The following is a 16175-nucleotide window of genomic DNA, read 5'->3' on the forward strand; positions in this document are numbered from 1 at the left end:
AAATGGAATATTTCTCTAATTTATTCCGTTTAACGGAATACAATTGATCAACCCAATTCGCTCCATTCCAGCTTCATGGCTTCTGATTTCGAAGACGATGCGCATCAGCGCAGCGCCATGCACCGTACCTTCCAGATCCTGCGCACCATGGCGGAGCAGCAGCACCAAGGTGTGCGTGTCACCTACCTGGCCAAGACGCTGGGCATGACCCCCGCCACGACGCACCGGCTGTTGCAGGGCCTGACGCAGGAGGGCATGGTCGAGCAGGATCAGCAGAACAAGCTGTACCGGCTGAGCCTGGACTTGTTCTGCCTGGCAGCCCAGGCGGGCACGGTGAACGATCTGCGCGCGGTAGCACGGCCGGCCTTGCTACGCCTGAATGCCAGCCTGGGCGACACGGTGCTGCTGTTGGTGCGTTCGGGCTTCGATGCGGTGTGCCTTGACCGCGTGGAAGGCCAGTACCCCATTCGCACCTTTACGGGCGATGTGGGCGGCCGGATCGAACTGGGCGTGGGCCAGGGGGCGATGGTGATCCTGGCGCACCTGCCCGAGGCAGAACAGGAGGAGGTGCTGCGCTACAATCTGCCGCGCATCCGGCACTACAGCGTGTACGACGAGGTCTACCTACGCTCCGAAGTCAGAAAAGCCCGCGAACAGGGCTACAGCGCCAAGACGGATGGGTTGCTCGAAGGCATGGCCGGTATTGCCGTGCCGGTGTTCGATCGCAACGGCAACGTGGTTGCCGCGCTATCGGTCGGCACGCTGGTCAACCGCCTGAGCGCCGACCGCCTGCCCATCGTGGTCGACATGCTGCTGCGCGAAGCCAACCGGCTGACCACGCAGATCAACCCGTTTGATCCGACGCTGCGTCGCCCCATGCATTCCATGGCAGTGAGCGACGCTTATCGTGCGATCTGAGGCGCCATCGGATCCGTCTGCGCAATCTCACGGTGTCGTGGCTTCTGCCGCCAGCACCCGGCCAGGGTTCAGCAAACACTGCGGGTCCAGCGCCTGCTTGATGGTGCGCATCAATTGCAGCGCCACAGGCGTCTTGTAGTGCGGGAGCTTGTCGCGCTTGAGCGTACCAATGCCGTGCTCTGCCGAGATCGAGCCGCCAAACCGGTGGACGGCCTGATAGACCGCATCGCTGATCGCCGCCTCATGCGCTGCGATGAACGCAGCTGCATCTGCACCCGCGGGCGCCTGCATGTTGTAGTGCAGGTTCCCATCGCCCAGGTGCCCGAAGTTGATCAGCCGCACGCCCGGCGCCAGCGCCTGGAGCTGCGCATCGGTCTGCGCCACGAATTCGGGAATGCGTGAGATCGGCACAGACACATCGTGCTTGATGTTGAGGCCCTCGGCGGCCTGCGCCAGCGTGATGCTCTCGCGGATGTGCCACAGGTCATGCGCCTGGCGGATGTTCTCCGCGATGATGGCGTCGGTCACGATGTCGTCTTCCATCGCGGTCTCTAGCAGGTGTTCGAACTGCGCCCTGGCGTGGGCTTCGGATTCGCTGTCGGACGCTTCCAGCAAGACGCACCATGACGTTTCGCGCCACATCGGCACGCGCAGATGGGGGTAGTGCGCGTCAACGAGCCTGAGCCCCTCCTGGTTCATCACTTCAAAGCCCGTGAGCGCAGAAGACAGATGCCGGTGCGACAAGGCCAGCAACGCCGTTGCCGCCTCCAGCGAGGGCACCGCTGCCCACGCCGTCAATTGCGCTGCGGGTTGCGGATACAGCCGCAGCGTGGCCGCCGTGATGATGCCCAGCGTGCCTTCGCTGCCGATGAACAGGTTGCGCAGGTCGTAGCCGGTGTTGTCCTTGCGCAGGCCCTGCAGGCCTTCCCAGACTTGCCCGTCGGCCAGTACCACTTCCAGCCCCAGGCATAGCTCGCGCGCATTGCCGTAGCGCACCACCTGCGTGCCGCCCGCGTTGGTCGCCAGGTTGCCGCCAATGGTGCAACTGCCCTCGGCACCCAGGCTCAGCGGAAACAGCATCCCCGCCTCCTGCACCGCCTCCTGCAGCGACTGGAGCACGCAGCCCGCTTCCACCGTAACCGTCATGTTGGCGAGGTCGATGGCGCGCACGGCTTGCATGCGGCGCAGGCTCAGGATGACCTGCTTGCCGTCGGCATCGGGCACAGAGCCTTCTACGAGGCCTGTATTGCCACCCTGCGGCACGATCGAGACGCCGGCCTGGGCGCATGCACGCATCACCTCGGCCACTTCTGCGGTAGAGCCAGGTCGTACTACGCAGAGCGCCTTGCCGCGCACGCGCTGGCGCCAATCGGTTTCGTATTCGGTGCACGCATCGCCGGTCAGAACATGCGCGGCCCCCACGATGTCGCGCAAGGCAGGGATCAGGTTGTCGGGTGTCATGGCAACGGTGATGAGGGTTGTCAGCGCAGGACTTCAGTCACGGCCGAAGCGAGCCGCTGCACGGCCTGCTCGATCTGCGGCACGTCGGGCGCGGCGAAAGACAGGCGCATGGTGTGGTGTGGCGCGCTGTCGGGGTAGAACGCCTTGCCGGGTACATACAGCACCTGCTGGGCGACAGCGGCATCGAACAGCGCCTGTGGGGCGATCGACTGTGCAAACGTGGCCCAGACGAACATGCCGCCCGCTGGCGGCGCGCAATGCACGCGGCCATCCAACTGCGTGGTGATGCCTTGCACCAAGGCCTGCATGCGCCGCTGGTATTCGATGCGGGCACGCTGCACCGTGGCCGGGTAGCGTCCGCTTTCCAGGTAGCGGGCGGCCACCATCTGCGCCAGTGGCGAGGTGCACAGGTCCACCGTCTGCTTGGCGATCGTGCAACGGCGCAGCAAGCTGTTGTCGGCCAGCATCCAGCCCACGCGCAGTGCCGGGGCAACGGTTTTGGACAGGCTGGACAGATACACCACCGGGTTCACGCCGCCATCGGCCAGTCGGTCACCGATGGTGCGTAGCGTGGGCGGCATCGGGCCATCGGTGTCGAAGCGCAGCTCGCCGTAGGGGTCGTCTTCCACCACCCAGAAGCCATGGGTGCAGGCCAGTTGCACCAGGGCCTCACGGCGCTCGGCGGCCAGCAGCGTGCCCCGCGGGTTGGAGAAATTCGGTACGGTGTAGAGCAGCTTCGGACGCTGCGTGTCGGGTAACTGTTGCAGCAGTTCAGCCAGCGCGTCGGCTTGCAGGCCGTGCTCGTCCATCGGCACAGGCACGATGTGCGCCTGCGCAAGACGCAAGGCTTGCAGCGTGGCGGGATAGGCGGGCACCTCAACCAGAACCGTATCCCCCGGTTCGATCAGCACGCGCACCAGCAGGTCGAATGCCTGCTGCGAGCCTGTGGTCACCATCACCTGTTCAGCGCCGGACTGAATACCGCGTTCGCGCATCAGGGCTGCCAGCGATGTGCGGAGGATCGGCAGCCCCTCCGTTGCGCCGTACTGCAGCGTTTGCGCATCGCCCGTCATGGCCTGGGCGGCAGCGTGTGCCAGCCCTTCGGCATCGAACAGGCTGGGCGACGGATAGCCGCCGGCCAGCGAGATCATCCCCGGCTGACTGAGGTACGGGAACAGCTCGCGAATGGGCGAGCCCGCAGGCTGCGCAAACGGGGCGGCAAAGGCCGGCATGTCGCTCATGCTGTGGCATCCACGACGGGCATACCGCGCAGCACAGCGCGCAACTGGTCGACCGAGCGCTGCTGTGCCGCTTCGTAGAGGGCGATTTCGTCATGCACGCGCCCACCCAGCGCGGCCTCAAACGCCTGCTGTGCAGCATGGGCCTGATACTGCTTCTGTTCTTCGCCGCCCAGGTTGGACTGGAAGATGCCCGCCGCGCTCACCGGCAGAAAGTCTTCATACGTGATGGGATCGGCTTGCGCCCAGCCTTTGGCCAGGAGCACTTTCAACGATGTCTCAGCGTCGATCTGCGCGGCTTCGCCCGATGCCGTCAGGCTGTAGCGATAGTAGGCCAGCCCTTGGGCGCGCAGTGCCTCATGGGTGTCCGGAAAGGCGCGGAACACCAGTGCCAGCCGACTCTCGTAGTCTGGCGCGGCACTGCCGGCATTGCCCATGTCACGCACCTCGGCCAGCAGTTGGTCGTACAGCGCACGGCCCTTGCGCGTCAGGGCGACGCCGCGTTGCTCGATCTCGCCAAAGCGCGCCGTATGTGCACCTGCATCGTCGGTAAAGCGGACGGCTTCCTGCAGCGCCTTGAAGCTGGTCTGGCGCAGCAGGATCGGGCAGTTGCGACGCGGCGGGCCTTCCACCACATCCTTGGCGTCCATGCCGCGCGCGGGCATGGCGGCCTGCGCTGCGTCGATGTCGAGCGTACGCGGCGTCAGGTGGTTGATGTGCGGCCCGCGGAAGCAGACCACGTCGGCCACCAGGCGGTGTGCCGCCTGCAGGGCGCGGTAGTTTTCGGCGTCGACGGTGGCGGTGCTGTGCCAGCGGAAGGTCTCCAGCGCCTCGCGCACGAAGGCATCGGCATCTGCGTCGGCGAGGCCGCCATCGGTCTCGCACTGCGCGATCAATTCCAGCACGCGCGGCGTGAAGATCTGGCGGCGTGCCAGGATGGTTGCCGCCTTCTCGCGCAGGGCTGGATCGGCAATCAGTTCAAGCCGCAGCAACGACGTGAACACGCGGAACGGATTCGCCGCCAATGCAGCATCGGCCACCGGACGAAACGCCGTGGAGTGCACGGGCACACCGGCCACCGACAAGTCGTAGTAGCCCACGGGCTCCATGCCCATGACGGCAAACAGCCGCCGCAGCGTCGCCAGCTCGGCTGCTGTGCCAACGCGGATGGCGCCGTGGCGCTCCACATCCAGTCGCTCCAGCTCACCCGCATGCGCCATCTGGGCGCGCAACGTGGGTTGGGCATGCAGCGTGCGCGCGTTGATGTCGGCTACCAGGTCGATCAGGGTGCCGTACTGCGGCACTTCCTGGCGGTACATGGCGGACATGGCACGTGAAAAGCGCGTGCGGATGTCGTCTGCGGAGACGAAGGAATCGGCCGTGGGTTGATGCGACGTGCTCATGACTGGGTCGGGGTTGGCGAGGAGTGGATCGATGCTAGGTGGGGCACTGAAAGCCGGTCAAACGATAATTCGGACAGAGTTCATTCCAGAATAGAATGACCTGCCAGACTCCAGCTTGATCACCCAACCCCATCGCCAGGGCCTTGCATGTTCCCGCCACGCCGCTTTCTGCCGCCCATGTCCCTGCTTTGCGCATTTGAGGCGGCTGCGCGTCACCAGAGCTTCACGGCGGCTGCCGCTGAATTGCACCTGACGCAAAGCGCGGTCAGTCGGCAGATTCGTGCGCTGGAAGATCGCCTGGGGGCCGAGCTGTTTGTGCGTGAGCGCCAGACCGTGCGTCTGAGCCCGGCGGGCCAGGCGTATGCGGAGGAGATCCGCGGTGCGTTGATGCGCATTTCCAGCGCCACGGTTGGCTTGCGTGCGAATCCGCAAGGGGGCAGCCTGAACCTGGCCATCCTCCCCACCTTCGGTACCCGTTGGCTGGCACCGCGCCTGCCGCAGTTTTTCGACCAGCACCCCGGCATCACGATCAACCTGACGACGCGGCTGTCGCAGTTCGACTTCCAGTTGGAGACGGTGGATGCGGCCATCCATTTCGGCCCGCCGCACTGGCCGGGGGCCGAACTCGCCTTGTTGATGAGCGAGACCGTCGTGCCCGCGTGCAGCCCGGCGCTTTTGGCCCGGTACGCCTTTGCGCAGCCGCGCGATCTGCTGGGTGCGCCGTTATTGCACCTGGCCTCGCGCCCCGATGCCTGGTCGCGCTGGCTGGCCACCCATCAGGTGGACGGGGGAGATACGCAAGGCATGGTGTTCGACCAGTTTGCGACCGCCGCCCAGGCGGCTGTAGCAGGCCTGGGCGTGGCATTGCTGCCGCGCTTTCTGATCTCTCACGAGTTGCGGCAGGGCGATCTTGTGCTGGCCTTGCCCCATGTGCCGGAGATGGAAAGTGCCGAGCGCTACTATCTGGCCTGGCCCACGGGTCGGACCGACTATCCGCCGCTGCAGGCGTTGCGAACATGGCTCGTGCAAGCGGCACAGGACTTCACGCAGGCACAGGCTGCCGAGTGATATGCAACAGTGGCAAACACTGCATGACGTGTCGATGACTGTTCTGTAAAGTTCGCAGATCGCATCGGGCAACGGTGTGCCATTCCCGATCGCTGAAACACAAGGCCGACGCTACTTTTCGCTCATGTCTATCCAACACGCGCTGCTCACTTCCCTGCTCGAAAAGCCCTCGTCCGGCTACGAACTCGCCCGCCGCTTTGACAAGTCGATGGGCTATTTCTGGAGTGCCACTCATCAGCAGATCTACCGCGAGCTTGGCCGCATGGCCGAGGCCGGTTGGGTCAGTGTGGAAGAGGAGGAAGACGGCCGCAAGAAGACATACACGGTCTTGCAACCGGGGCGCGAAGAGCTCGCGCGCTGGGTACTGGAGCCGACCGTGTCGTCGGACAACCGTGAAGAGGTGCTGGTGAAGTTGCGCGCCGAGGCCGTAATCGGCCCGCTCGGCTTTATCGACGAGATGCAGCGCCTGATCGAGCAGCACCGCACACGCCTGAATACGTTCCGCGAGATCGAGCAGCGCGATTTCATGCGCGCTGATCTCACGCGCGCACAGCGGCTGCAGCATGCGGTGCTCCAGCGCGGCATCGTTTACGAAGAAGGCTGGCTCGCGTGGGCAGACGATGTGCTGCCGTTGCTGGAGCCAGCCTCGGTGACGGCTTAAACGCTCGGGTTAAACCGTTGCCTTGTCACCCGCCGGGGCGCGCAGCGCCTCGATGTTGTTCAGGCGGCGGCGTGCCACCTCAAACTCCTCGGCAAAGCGCTTGACGAGTTCTGCCGCCGGCACTACGCGCTTGACCGCGCCCACGCCCTGGCCGGCGCCCCAGATGTCTTTCCACGCCTTGGCCTTCGCGCCACCGCCCGAGCCGAAGTTCATCTTGCTCGGGTCCGATTCCGGCAGGGCTTCCGGGTCCAGGCCCGCGCTCTCGATGCTCTTGCGTAGGTAGTTGCCGTGCACGCCGGTGAACAGGTTCGTGTAGACGATGTCGCTGGCGGTGGACTCCACAATCGCTTGCTTGTAGCCCTCGATCGCGTTGGCTTCTTCGGTGGCGATGAAGGCCGAGCCCACATAGGCCAGGTCTGCACCGGCCGCCAGCGCTGCCAGGATGGCGTTGCCGTTGGCAATCGCGCCCGACAGCAGTAGCGGGCCATCGAACCATTCACGAATCTCGTGGATCAGCGCAAACGGCGAGGTCGTGCCCGCATGGCCGCCCGCGCCGGCCGCCACGGCGATCAGGCCATCCGCGCCTTTCTCGATCGCCTTCTTGGCAAACTTGTTGTTGATGACGTCGTGCAGCACGATGCCGCCGTAGCTGTGCACGGCCTGGTTCACGTCTTCACGCGCGCCCAGCGAGGTGATGACGATGGGCACCTTGTACTTCACGCAGAGTTCCAGGTCGTGCTCGAGGCGGTCGTTCGACTTGTGCACGATCTGGTTGACGGCAAACGGTGCCGATGGCTTGTCCGGATGCTGCGCGTCGTATTCGGCCAGCTCCGTGGTGATGCGCTGCAGCCAGGTTTCCAGCAGCTCGGCCGGGCGTGCATTGAGCGCCGGGAACGAGCCAACCACGCCCGCCTTGCACTGCGCGATCACGAGGTCGGGGTTGGAGATGATGAATAGCGGTGAGCCCACCACGGGCACGGACAAGCGGTTTTGCAGGATCGGTGGCAGCGACATGGCAGTCTCCGTTGGAATCGAATCGTTATGGAATGAGGAAAGCGGTAAGCAGTGTGCTCAGGCCTCGGACTTGAGCACTGCGAGCTTGTCGGCCAGCTTGGCACCCATGGCCGCGCCGAGCGCCTGCAGGCCGGTTGCCGGGCGGACCATCACCTCGAACTCGACAATCTTGCCGCTGGCATTGAAGCGGATCATGTCGATGCCCTTGAGCGATTTACCGCTCACGTTGGCGCTGAATTCCAGCACCACGCTCGCGCCATCATCCGTGGCGAAGCTGCGGTGGTATTGGAAGTCTTCAAAGACCGTGTTGACGGTGCGCAGCACCAGCGTGGTGGCGGTGCGGCCTGGGTACGCCGTGTGCGCCACGGGCGAGCGGAAGACGACGTCCTCGGCGAACAGGTCGTCGAGCGCGTCCATGTTGCCGCTCTCAAGCATGGCGTGCCAGGCGGTGAGCGTGGCTTGCGACTGGGCGGACAGAGCGGTAGGGATGGGGTGGACTGCGGGCTGGGTCACAGTGTCTCCTGAACAGAAGTGCAACAGATTGCATCAGCGTGGAGGCAACATAGCACAGCGCTTTTCACTATGCAACAAGTTGCATAGTGTGCCGACTCGAGTGAACGTGATTCTTTAGCCGCCTGTGTGATCGGCGTGCTGCGCACGTACCACGATGACGGTGCGGCGCGACAGCTTGACGGTACGCTCGGCCACACTGCCCAGCAGGATGCGCGACAACCCGCTGCGGTTTTGCGAACCGACCACGATGGTGTCGGCCTGCCAGCGCACGGCTTCGTGCTCCAGGGCGTTGCCGATGTCGTCGTCGGTGGAGTCGAGCATCAGGACGCCGGTCTCGACAACAACGCCGGCACCTTCCAGCGTACGTTGCAGCTCGGCCAGGGCGTGGTCGGCGCTCTGGTGTTCGGTGTTGCGCAGCGTATCGACGCTGTAGATCTCGCGCGACTCCGGCATGGTTGGCGAGCCGATCGCCCACACTATGCGCACCCGGCCGCCGAATGCCTGGGCAAGTGCCGCGGCTTGATCGACTGCCAGCCTGGCTTCGTGGCTGCCGTCAAAACCGGCGAGGATGCGTTGATACATGGGGCGCTCCGTGTGTGGGGATGAAGCCACTGTAGCAGCCTCGTTTGATGCCGCCATGCCCGACACGCGCACGCGTTTGCGCCGCATCAAGTCTCAAGTCTCGTCAGACTTCACTGTCGGCGTGCGCGGGGTGGGCCAGCAGCAAGTCCAGCAGCGCCTGCGCCGCCACCGACAGGCTGCGCCCATCACGGCGAATCACGTATAGGGTGCGCACCAACCCCGGTAGCGGCAGTGGGCGCACCACCAGCGCCGGCAGGCGGAACTGGAAGAGCGCCAGCGAGGGGATGACGGTAATACCCAGGTTGGCTGCCGCCAGCGCGGCTGCGGTGGCCAGATGCTCGACCTCCATACCGCTGCGCAGCTTGGTCGGGTGCAGGGCGGCGTCGAGGTATTGCCGGATGCTCGTGTTGCGCGCGAGGTGGATGAACGGCGCATCGACAAGATCGCCCACACCGAGCGAGGGTTTGCGCGCGAGCGGGTGATCCTGATGGCAGACGAGGTGGAAGTCGTCTGTGCAGAACGGCTGCGCGGTCAGCCCGGCCATGTCTGCACCGATGGCGGCGATGGCGAAGTCCGCCGCGCCGCGCCGGACCATGTCGATGCACGGGTCAGACAGCTGATCGTGCAGCGCCAGTTGAATGCCCGGATGCCGCGCAGAGAAATCCGCCAGTACGCCCGGCAAGATGCCTGCCGCAATCGACGGCAGCGCGGCCACTGTCACACGCCCTGTGCGCGCGGCAGCGCGGTCGCGCAGTTCGGCAAAGGTGGCTTCGAAGTCCGCCAGCAGGCGCAGGGCGGATTCAGCAAACGCTTCGCCCTCGGGCGTCAGCTCAACGTGGCGTGTGTTGCGATCGAACAGGCGCACGCCGGCATCGGCCTCCAGGTTCTGGATCAGCGCGCTGAAGGCCGATTGCGACAGATGGCAGGTTTGTGCCGCCTGTGTGAAGTTCTTGTGCTCGCGCAGCGCGGCAAAGGCGCGGAGCTGCTTGACGGAGAGGTTCATGGCGAAGGCCGGGCGTGGTGCGCCAGCTTATCTCGGAACCAGCGCCGGAATCTCTAGAGTAAGCAGCGCACTCGACAGCGACTTGCCATGCGCATCCAGCGCCAGCGAGCGCGTTACGCCGCCGGCCAGCGCCCCGTGCAGCACGAAGTTGAGCGCGCCCAACTGCGGCAGCACGTAACGCTCGACATCGCCGTGTACGAGATCAGCGAAATGCGCGCGCACGCGTTCGGCTGTCACGTGTTGTTCCAGCACGGCAAAGTCTGCTGCGCGATGGGCGATGACGGAAATGCACGAGATGTCGCCCTTGTCGCCGGCGCGGGTGTGGGCGAGGTCGCGGAGGATGCGGGTCATGTCAGCTCTCCAGAATGTGCACGTTGTGAGGTGCGAGCTCGGCCGGGATCAACGTTGACGCGACGGCAATGATCTCGCGCGCGCTTTTTGTCGCGCCGCCGCCGCCGGAGGGGCCACAGGTCAGCAGCGTTTCCACCTCGTTGCCGATGCGCACGGCTTCGGCCATGGACTCCGTGCGCGCCGCCACCCGCACACGTACCTCGTACGGTTCGGCATCGATGTGGGAGAGGGCGGGGCCGTGCAATGCATCTACGCCGATGAGTTCGAAGCGTGTCTCGGTCATCTGCACACCCGTGAGCGCCAAGCGCTCGCGCACGATGTCGAGAGCAAGCTTTCCGCGTGCCACTGCATTGGGGCCGGCATAGCCGATCTGGCCCTCGCCGATGTAGCTGTCGAGATAGCCGATCGATACCTTCAACTGACTGGTGCGCGGCGTGCCCGTCGCGCCTTCGATGACGACGCGATCGGTGCCATCGGTGTGCATGCGCACGTTGGAGAAATCGGCCACGACATCGGGTGTGAGGTAGCGCGCGGGATCGTGAATCTCGTAGAGCAACTGTTCCTTGCACGTCGCCTCGGTCACGAGTCCGCCAGCCGTAGCGACCTTGGTGATGAGTACCGAGCCGTCTTCCCCAACTTCGCCGATGGGGAAGCCCAGGCGCGCGAGATTGGGGACGTCTTTCACGCCCGGGTCGGCAAAGTAGCCACCCGTGATTTGCCCCGCGCATTCGAGCAGGTGCCCGGCCAGCGTGCCGCAGCCCAGGCGGTGCCAGTCGTCCATGCGCCAGCCGAAGGCGTGGATGAGTGGCCCAAGCGCCAACGCCGGATCGGCCACGCGCCCGGTGATGACAACGTCCGCGCCCTGCGCCAGAGCATCCACGATGCCCTGCGCACCGAGGTACGCATTGGCCGACACCATGCGTGCACCGAGTGACGCAACGGGTGTGCCGCCATCCATCAACGTGAAATCGTTGCCGCGTGCTTGCAGCAGGTCGAACACATCGTCGCCGGTGACGGCTGCTACGCGTAGCTTGAGCCCGAGTTCACGTGCAATGTCGCGCGTGCGTTCAGCGGCCGCTTGCGGGTTGGCCGCGCCCATGTTGGTAACGATGCGGATGCCGCGCGCCGCGCATGCCGGCAACACGGCACGCATGCGTGCTTCGAGCAGCGGGTCATAACCGTGCGATGGATCTTTGCGGCGCACCTGCTGCGCGAGCGCGATGGTGCGCTCGGCCAGGCACTCGAACATGAGTACGTCGATGTCGCCGTGCTCTGCAAGTTCGAGTGCCGGTTCGATGCGGTCACCCGAGTAACCAGCGCCGCCGCCGATACGTAGTTTTTTCATGCCATCACCACGGAAGCACGCCCAGCACCACGGCTGCCACCGTCATCAGCAGCGTGGCGCCAAACAGGAAGGGGATCGAGAATTTCTGGTGGTCCGCCAGATCGATGCCGCATAGGCCGACCACGAGGAAAGTGGCGGGTGTGAGCGGGCTGACGGGGAAGCCGGTCGTCATCTGGCCGAGCACGGCGGCCTGCGCCACGTGCACCGGTGCCACGCCCAGCATCTTCGATGCTTCTGCCACCACAGGCAGCACGCCAAAGTAGAACGAATCCGGATCGAACAGCAGCGACAGCGGCATCGACAGCACGCCCAGCACCACCGGAATGTGGTGCGCCATGGCAGGCGGGATGAAGTCGACCGCCGTCTTGGCCATCGCCGTGAGCATGCCGGACTTGCTCATGATGCCGGTGAAGACGCCCGCCGCCAACAGGATGCTCGCCATCATCAGTGCAGCCTTGGCGTGCGCATCCACGCGCTGGCGCTGTTGATCGACGTTCGGGTAGTTGATGAGCAGCGCAGCGACTACGCCCAGCATGAACATCACCACCGGGTCCACCTTGCCGCTCACCATCACGCCCATCACAACCACAGTCAGCACGAGGTTGATCCAGAAATTGCGCGGCCGGCGCAGCGCCTGCTCAGCCTCCGTGAGCGGGCGGGCGACGACTTGTGTGGCGCCACCGTGGTTGGCGAGGCCCAGTCGCTTCTCTTCACGCTTGCCCAGCAGCCACGCGCACACGAACACGAAGACGAGCCCCGCAATCTGCACCGGGATCAGCGGGTTGAAGATGTCCGTGACCGGCATGTGCAGCGAAGCCGAGGCGCGAATCATCGGGCCCGTCCACGGCAGGAAGTTCACGCCGCACGCCATCGACGTCACGCACGCCAGGATGCGGCGGTCCATGCCGAGCCGGTCGTACAGCGGCAGCATGGCCGGGATGGTGATGAGGAAGGCCACCGCGCCCGAGCCATCCAGGTGAATCAGCAACGCCAGCAGCGCCGAGCCCACCACGATGCGCGGCGGGCGGCTGCCCACGGTGCGCAGGATGCGGTCGATGATCGGGTCCAGCATGCCGGCATCCGTCACGATGCCGAAGTACAGGATGGCGAAGATGAACATCCCTGCCACGGGCGCCACATCCTTGATGCCGCCGATGATGAACTTGCTGGTGTTGAGCCCGAAGCCGCCCACAAGCGCGGCGATGACGGGAATGGCGATGAGCGCAACCAACGGCGACATGCGCTTCGTCAGGATGACGACAAACAGCGCGACGATGGTCAGCAGCCCGAGCAGTGCGAGCATGGTCTCCTCCGAGTGGCATAGATTCGGAATCCCTGTTGGCGGGATTTACGGGCGACTGTAGAAGCTGGTGATCTGCCTGTAAAACAGAATATTTGGATGGATTGAGCTGATTTGTCGATAAGTGATGCAGGCACCGCTCAATAAATCCCGGCAGAATGTGGCGCGTTCCCACCCGATGCTGGAGACCTTGTGCATACCGCCCCGACCATCCTGATCCTGCCTGGCTGGCAAAACTCCGGCCCCGAGCACTGGCAATCGCGCTGGGAGCGCCTGCATGGGGATCACCGTGTTGAACAACGCGAGTGGTTCACGCCCAAGCGTGCCGACTGGGTGGCTGCACTGGATGCCGCTGTGCGTGCCGCACCGGGCGATGTCGTGTTGGTGGCGCATAGCCTGGGGTGTGTGCTGACGGCGCATTGGGCCACGGCGTCTGCCCACACAGCGCGCGTGCGAGGTGCCTTGCTGGTGGCGCCACCGCAGCTTGGCCGTGAAGATTCGCCGCCCGAACTGATTGACTTTCAGCCGGTGCCGCAACAGCGTCTGCCGTTTCCGGCCACCCTCATCTTCAGCACCAACGACCCGTTCAGCGATGCCGCCTGGAGCCGCCAACAGGCCGAAGCCTGGGGCGCCACGCCCATCGACCTGGGTGCGCGCGGTCACATCAATGCCGAATCGGACCTGGGCGATTGGCCGGAAGCCCGTGCCATCGTTACTAAGTGGAGCAAAAGCCCCACTTGAAATGAGGGCTTGACCCTAAAGCTTCTTCAGGGTTTTGAATGGAGGCATGAAACCAGATCTCGCCTCCGCCCTCCTGTCCCACAACCACGCCGCCAAGCCGGAAGCGTCTGGCTGCGGTGGTTGCTGCGGCCACGATCATCCCGTTGCCCGGGAGTCTGCTGACCAAGAACACAAGCATGGCAACGACCATGAACACGGTCACGACCATGCACATGACCACGGTCACAAGCACGAGCACGGTGATGACCACGACCATGGTCACGAGCATGCGGACGGCAAGGCCCAAGGCTGCGGCCATGGACACGATCACGGGCACGACCACGCGCATGCGCACGGTCCAGCGCCGGTCGCTCCCCCGGTTGACGCCGCTGCCCTGGCCCGCGCCAAAGGCCGCACGAAAATCCGCATCGAGCAGATGGATTGCCCGACCGAAGAGCGCATGATCCGCAATAAGCTGGGCAACGCCGCCGGCGTGGTCGCGCTGGATTTCAACCTGCTGGAGCGCCATCTCACCATCCACCACACCGTGGACGACGTGACGCCGTTCCTGGAAGCCCTGCGCGCCATCGGCATGGATGGCGAGTTGCTGGAAGCGCATGATCGCGCGGCCGCCGCGCCTGCTGAGCCCACTGGCATCTCGCGTCGCACCTGGCTGCTGGGCATCGGCGGTGTGGCTGCATTTGGTGCGGAGGCCATCGCCTGGTCCCTGGGTGATCATGCTTTGCCGGTGCTGGCATTGGCGCTTGCGTCCATCGCACTGGCGGGTGGGCCGACGCTGCGCAAGGGCTGGATTGCCGTGCGCGCGCTCACGTTCAACATCAACTTCCTGATGGCGGTGGCCGTGATCGGTGCGCTGCTGATAGGCAAGTGGGCCGAAGCGGCCATGGTGATCTTCCTGTTTGCCGTGGCTGAGGCCATCGAGGCGCGTGCCCTGGTGCGTGCCCGTGATGCTGTGCGCGCGCTGACTGCCATCGCCCCCGACACCGCAGAGTTGACCGACGGCAATGGCGGCTGGCGTGATGTGGCCGTTGACACGGTCGCCATCGGCGCACGCCTGCGTGTACGCACGGGCAGCCGTGTGCCGGTCGACGCGCGCATCGTGAGCGGCCGCGCGGCGCTGGACGAATCGCCCGTCACCGGAGAGAGCCTGCCGGTGGAGAAGACCCTGGGCGACACCATCCTCGCCGGCACCATCGTCACCGACGGTGTGATCGAGGCCGAAGCCACGGCGGTGGCCGCCGACAGTACGCTCGCGCGCATCGCCGGGGCCATCCAGGAGGCGCAGTCGCAGCGTGCGCCCACGCAGCGCTTCGTCGACAAGTTCTCGTCCATCTATACGCCCGCCATGATGTTGCTGGCGCTGGCGGTTGCCGTAGTCGGCCCGCTGGTTACTGCCGATGGTTGGCTGACGTGGACGTATCGCGCGCTGGTGTTGCTGGTGATCGCTTGCCCCTGCGCATTGGTGATCTCCACGCCGGTGACGGTGGTGAGCGGCCTGGCTGCAGCGGCGCGACGCGGCATTGTCGTCAAGGGCGGCGTCTATCTGGAAAGCGGCCGGCGCCTGCGTGCACTGGCGCTAGACAAGACCGGCACGCTGACCGCTGGCCGCCCGGTGCTGGATGCGGTGGTGTTGCCTGATGACACACGCGGCACGCGCCGCGCCGTGGCGGATCTGAACATCGCCACGGATGGCGCCCACCTGCAGGCACTGGCTGTGGCCGCTGCGCTGGACGCCAATACCACGCATCCGATTGCCGTGGCGATCGTGCAGGCTGCCCAAGCGCATGGCGCCGTAGATGCGGGCGCGGTTGAAGACTTGTCCGTGCTGCCGGGCCGCGGTGTGGCCGGCACGCTGGGTGGCGTGCGCTGGCACCTCGGTAACGCTGCACTGGTGGCTGAACGCGGTTTTGATACCGTTGACTGGCGCGCAGCCGCGGAAGGCTTGCAGGCTGAAGGCATGTCCGCTGTCACGCTGTGCGACACGAACGGTGCGGTAGCACTCTTCGGCGTGCGTGACCGCGAGCGCCCGGAAAGCGCGCAGGCCATCGCTGATCTACGTGCACTGGGTGTGCAGCCCGTCATGATTACCGGCGACGACCGCCGCGCGGCACAGGCCATCGCCAAGACGGTCGGCATCGACAACGTCCATGCCGAGCAACTCCCCGCCGACAAGCAGCGCGTGGTGGGTGAGCTTGCGGCACAGAATGGCTTCGTCGGCATGGTGGGTGACGGCATCAACGACGCACCGGCCCTGGCACGCGCCGACATCGGCTTCGCCATGGGCGCAGCCGGCACGGCCACGGCACTGGAAGCCGCAGACGTCGCCATCATGGATGACGACCCGCGCAAGCTCGCCGGCTTCATTCGCATCAGCCGTCGCACGGTGGCGGTGCTGCGTCAGAACATCGTGTTGGCGCTCGGCATCAAGGCGGTGTTCCTCGCACTGGCCGTGATGGGTGACGCCACGCTGTGGATGGCCATCTTTGCCGACGTGGGTGCAAGCCTGCTGGTGGTGTTCAACGGGCTGCGGGTGATGCGCACGCGCGTCTGATCATCGCGATCCGACAGCGCGCGCAC

The 16175-nt window shown here is 65.3% G+C and carries 15 protein-coding genes; 5 read left to right on the top strand and 10 right to left on the bottom strand.

Going from position 1 to position 16175, the window contains the following annotated elements; translation table 11 throughout:
- The first annotated feature begins 75 nt into the window (after nucleotides 1-75).
- Nucleotides 76-918 (top strand): IclR family transcriptional regulator, encoded by an 843-nt coding sequence (locus tag F7R11_RS20845; protein WP_021193433.1) that lies wholly within the window; start codon nucleotides 76-78, stop codon nucleotides 916-918.
- 27 nt (nucleotides 919-945) lie between these two features.
- On the opposite strand, the gene F7R11_RS20850 is transcribed toward F7R11_RS20845, so the two are convergent.
- The 3 genes from F7R11_RS20850 to hglS are packed head-to-tail and all read right to left on the bottom strand — an operon-like array spanning nucleotide 946 to nucleotide 5020.
- Nucleotides 946-2379 carry an FAD-binding oxidoreductase gene (locus F7R11_RS20850; protein WP_064808181.1) on the bottom strand — a complete coding sequence of 478 codons (1434 nt, stop codon included), beginning with the start codon at nucleotides 2377-2379 and terminating at the stop codon, nucleotides 946-948.
- 20 nt (nucleotides 2380-2399) lie between these two features.
- Nucleotides 2400-3611, bottom strand: coding sequence for an aminotransferase-like domain-containing protein (locus tag F7R11_RS20855; RefSeq protein WP_064809091.1), 1212 nt, complete (start codon nucleotides 3609-3611; stop codon nucleotides 2400-2402).
- A gap of 5 nt (nucleotides 3612-3616) precedes the next feature.
- The gene (hglS, locus tag F7R11_RS20860) at nucleotides 3617-5020 is read right to left on the bottom strand and encodes a 2-oxoadipate dioxygenase/decarboxylase HglS (RefSeq protein ID WP_064808179.1); all 1404 of its coding nucleotides are present in this window, start codon (nucleotides 5018-5020) and stop codon (nucleotides 3617-3619) included.
- Between the two features lie 147 nt (nucleotides 5021-5167).
- Between hglS and F7R11_RS20865 the strand changes: the two genes are divergently transcribed.
- Nucleotides 5168-6088 (top strand): LysR substrate-binding domain-containing protein, encoded by a 921-nt coding sequence (locus F7R11_RS20865; RefSeq protein WP_064808177.1) that lies wholly within the window; start codon nucleotides 5168-5170, stop codon nucleotides 6086-6088.
- 124 nt (nucleotides 6089-6212) lie between these two features.
- Nucleotides 6213-6749, top strand: coding sequence for a PadR family transcriptional regulator (locus tag F7R11_RS20870; RefSeq protein ID WP_021193438.1), 537 nt, complete (start codon nucleotides 6213-6215; stop codon nucleotides 6747-6749).
- 9 nt (nucleotides 6750-6758) lie between these two features.
- Here the strand turns inward: F7R11_RS20870 and F7R11_RS20875 are convergent, their stop codons facing one another.
- From F7R11_RS20875 to F7R11_RS20905, 7 genes are all read right to left on the bottom strand, one after another.
- Nucleotides 6759-7763 carry an NAD(P)H-dependent flavin oxidoreductase gene (locus F7R11_RS20875; protein WP_064808175.1) on the bottom strand — a complete coding sequence of 335 codons (1005 nt, stop codon included), beginning with the start codon at nucleotides 7761-7763 and terminating at the stop codon, nucleotides 6759-6761.
- 57 nt (nucleotides 7764-7820) lie between these two features.
- Entirely contained in the window at nucleotides 7821-8276 is a 456-nt protein-coding gene (locus tag F7R11_RS20880; protein WP_064808173.1) for a nuclear transport factor 2 family protein, read from the bottom strand.
- A 114-nt stretch (nucleotides 8277-8390) separates the two neighbouring features.
- On the bottom strand, nucleotides 8391-8858 hold the full coding sequence (locus tag F7R11_RS20885) for a universal stress protein (RefSeq protein ID WP_064808171.1): 468 nt from the start codon (nucleotides 8856-8858) through the stop codon (nucleotides 8391-8393).
- A gap of 103 nt (nucleotides 8859-8961) precedes the next feature.
- Nucleotides 8962-9861, bottom strand: coding sequence for a LysR family transcriptional regulator (locus F7R11_RS20890; protein WP_064808169.1), 900 nt, complete (start codon nucleotides 9859-9861; stop codon nucleotides 8962-8964).
- A gap of 27 nt (nucleotides 9862-9888) precedes the next feature.
- Nucleotides 9889-10212 (bottom strand): AtuA-related protein, encoded by a 324-nt coding sequence (locus F7R11_RS20895; RefSeq protein ID WP_064808168.1) that lies wholly within the window; start codon nucleotides 10210-10212, stop codon nucleotides 9889-9891.
- Between the two features lies 1 nt (nucleotide 10213).
- Nucleotides 10214-11557, bottom strand: a complete 1344-nt coding sequence (locus F7R11_RS20900; RefSeq protein WP_064808166.1) for an acyclic terpene utilization AtuA family protein — start codon at nucleotides 11555-11557, stop codon at nucleotides 10214-10216.
- A 4-nt stretch (nucleotides 11558-11561) separates the two neighbouring features.
- Nucleotides 11562-12860, bottom strand: a complete 1299-nt coding sequence (locus F7R11_RS20905) for a CitMHS family transporter (protein WP_064808164.1) — start codon at nucleotides 12858-12860, stop codon at nucleotides 11562-11564.
- A 189-nt stretch (nucleotides 12861-13049) separates the two neighbouring features.
- Here F7R11_RS20905 and F7R11_RS20910 point away from each other — a divergent pair, with 189 nt between their 5' ends.
- Nucleotides 13050-13598 carry an RBBP9/YdeN family alpha/beta hydrolase gene (locus F7R11_RS20910; RefSeq protein WP_064808161.1) on the top strand — a complete coding sequence of 183 codons (549 nt, stop codon included), beginning with the start codon at nucleotides 13050-13052 and terminating at the stop codon, nucleotides 13596-13598.
- Between the two features lie 46 nt (nucleotides 13599-13644).
- Nucleotides 13645-16149, top strand: coding sequence for a heavy metal translocating P-type ATPase (locus tag F7R11_RS20915; protein WP_064808160.1), 2505 nt, complete (start codon nucleotides 13645-13647; stop codon nucleotides 16147-16149).
- The last annotated feature ends 26 nt before the right edge of the window (nucleotides 16150-16175 follow it).

The sequence above is a fragment of the Ralstonia insidiosa genome (genome assembly GCF_008801405.1).
GTDB classification, from domain to species: domain Bacteria; phylum Pseudomonadota; class Gammaproteobacteria; order Burkholderiales; family Burkholderiaceae; genus Ralstonia; species Ralstonia insidiosa.

Coding starts and splice junctions, on each gene's coding strand:
- hglS (WP_064808179.1), bottom strand. CDS start 5,020: ATGAGCACGTCGCATCAACCCACGGCCGATTCCTTCGTCTCCGCAGAC.
- F7R11_RS20870 (WP_021193438.1), top strand. CDS start 6,213: ATGTCTATCCAACACGCGCTGCTCACTTCCCTGCTCGAAAAGCCCTCG.
- F7R11_RS20900 (WP_064808166.1), bottom strand. CDS start 11,557: ATGAAAAAACTACGTATCGGCGGCGGCGCTGGTTACTCGGGTGACCGC.
- F7R11_RS20845 (WP_021193433.1), top strand. CDS start 76: ATGGCTTCTGATTTCGAAGACGATGCGCATCAGCGCAGCGCCATGCAC.
- F7R11_RS20855 (WP_064809091.1), bottom strand. CDS start 3,611: ATGCCGGCCTTTGCCGCCCCGTTTGCGCAGCCTGCGGGCTCGCCCATT.
- F7R11_RS20895 (WP_064808168.1), bottom strand. CDS start 10,212: ATGACCCGCATCCTCCGCGACCTCGCCCACACCCGCGCCGGCGACAAG.
- F7R11_RS20890 (WP_064808169.1), bottom strand. CDS start 9,861: ATGAACCTCTCCGTCAAGCAGCTCCGCGCCTTTGCCGCGCTGCGCGAG.
- F7R11_RS20885 (WP_064808171.1), bottom strand. CDS start 8,858: ATGTATCAACGCATCCTCGCCGGTTTTGACGGCAGCCACGAAGCCAGG.
- F7R11_RS20875 (WP_064808175.1), bottom strand. CDS start 7,763: ATGTCGCTGCCACCGATCCTGCAAAACCGCTTGTCCGTGCCCGTGGTG.
- F7R11_RS20850 (WP_064808181.1), bottom strand. CDS start 2,379: ATGACACCCGACAACCTGATCCCTGCCTTGCGCGACATCGTGGGGGCC.
- F7R11_RS20915 (WP_064808160.1), top strand. CDS start 13,645: ATGAAACCAGATCTCGCCTCCGCCCTCCTGTCCCACAACCACGCCGCC.
- F7R11_RS20905 (WP_064808164.1), bottom strand. CDS start 12,860: ATGCTCGCACTGCTCGGGCTGCTGACCATCGTCGCGCTGTTTGTCGTC.
- F7R11_RS20865 (WP_064808177.1), top strand. CDS start 5,168: ATGTTCCCGCCACGCCGCTTTCTGCCGCCCATGTCCCTGCTTTGCGCA.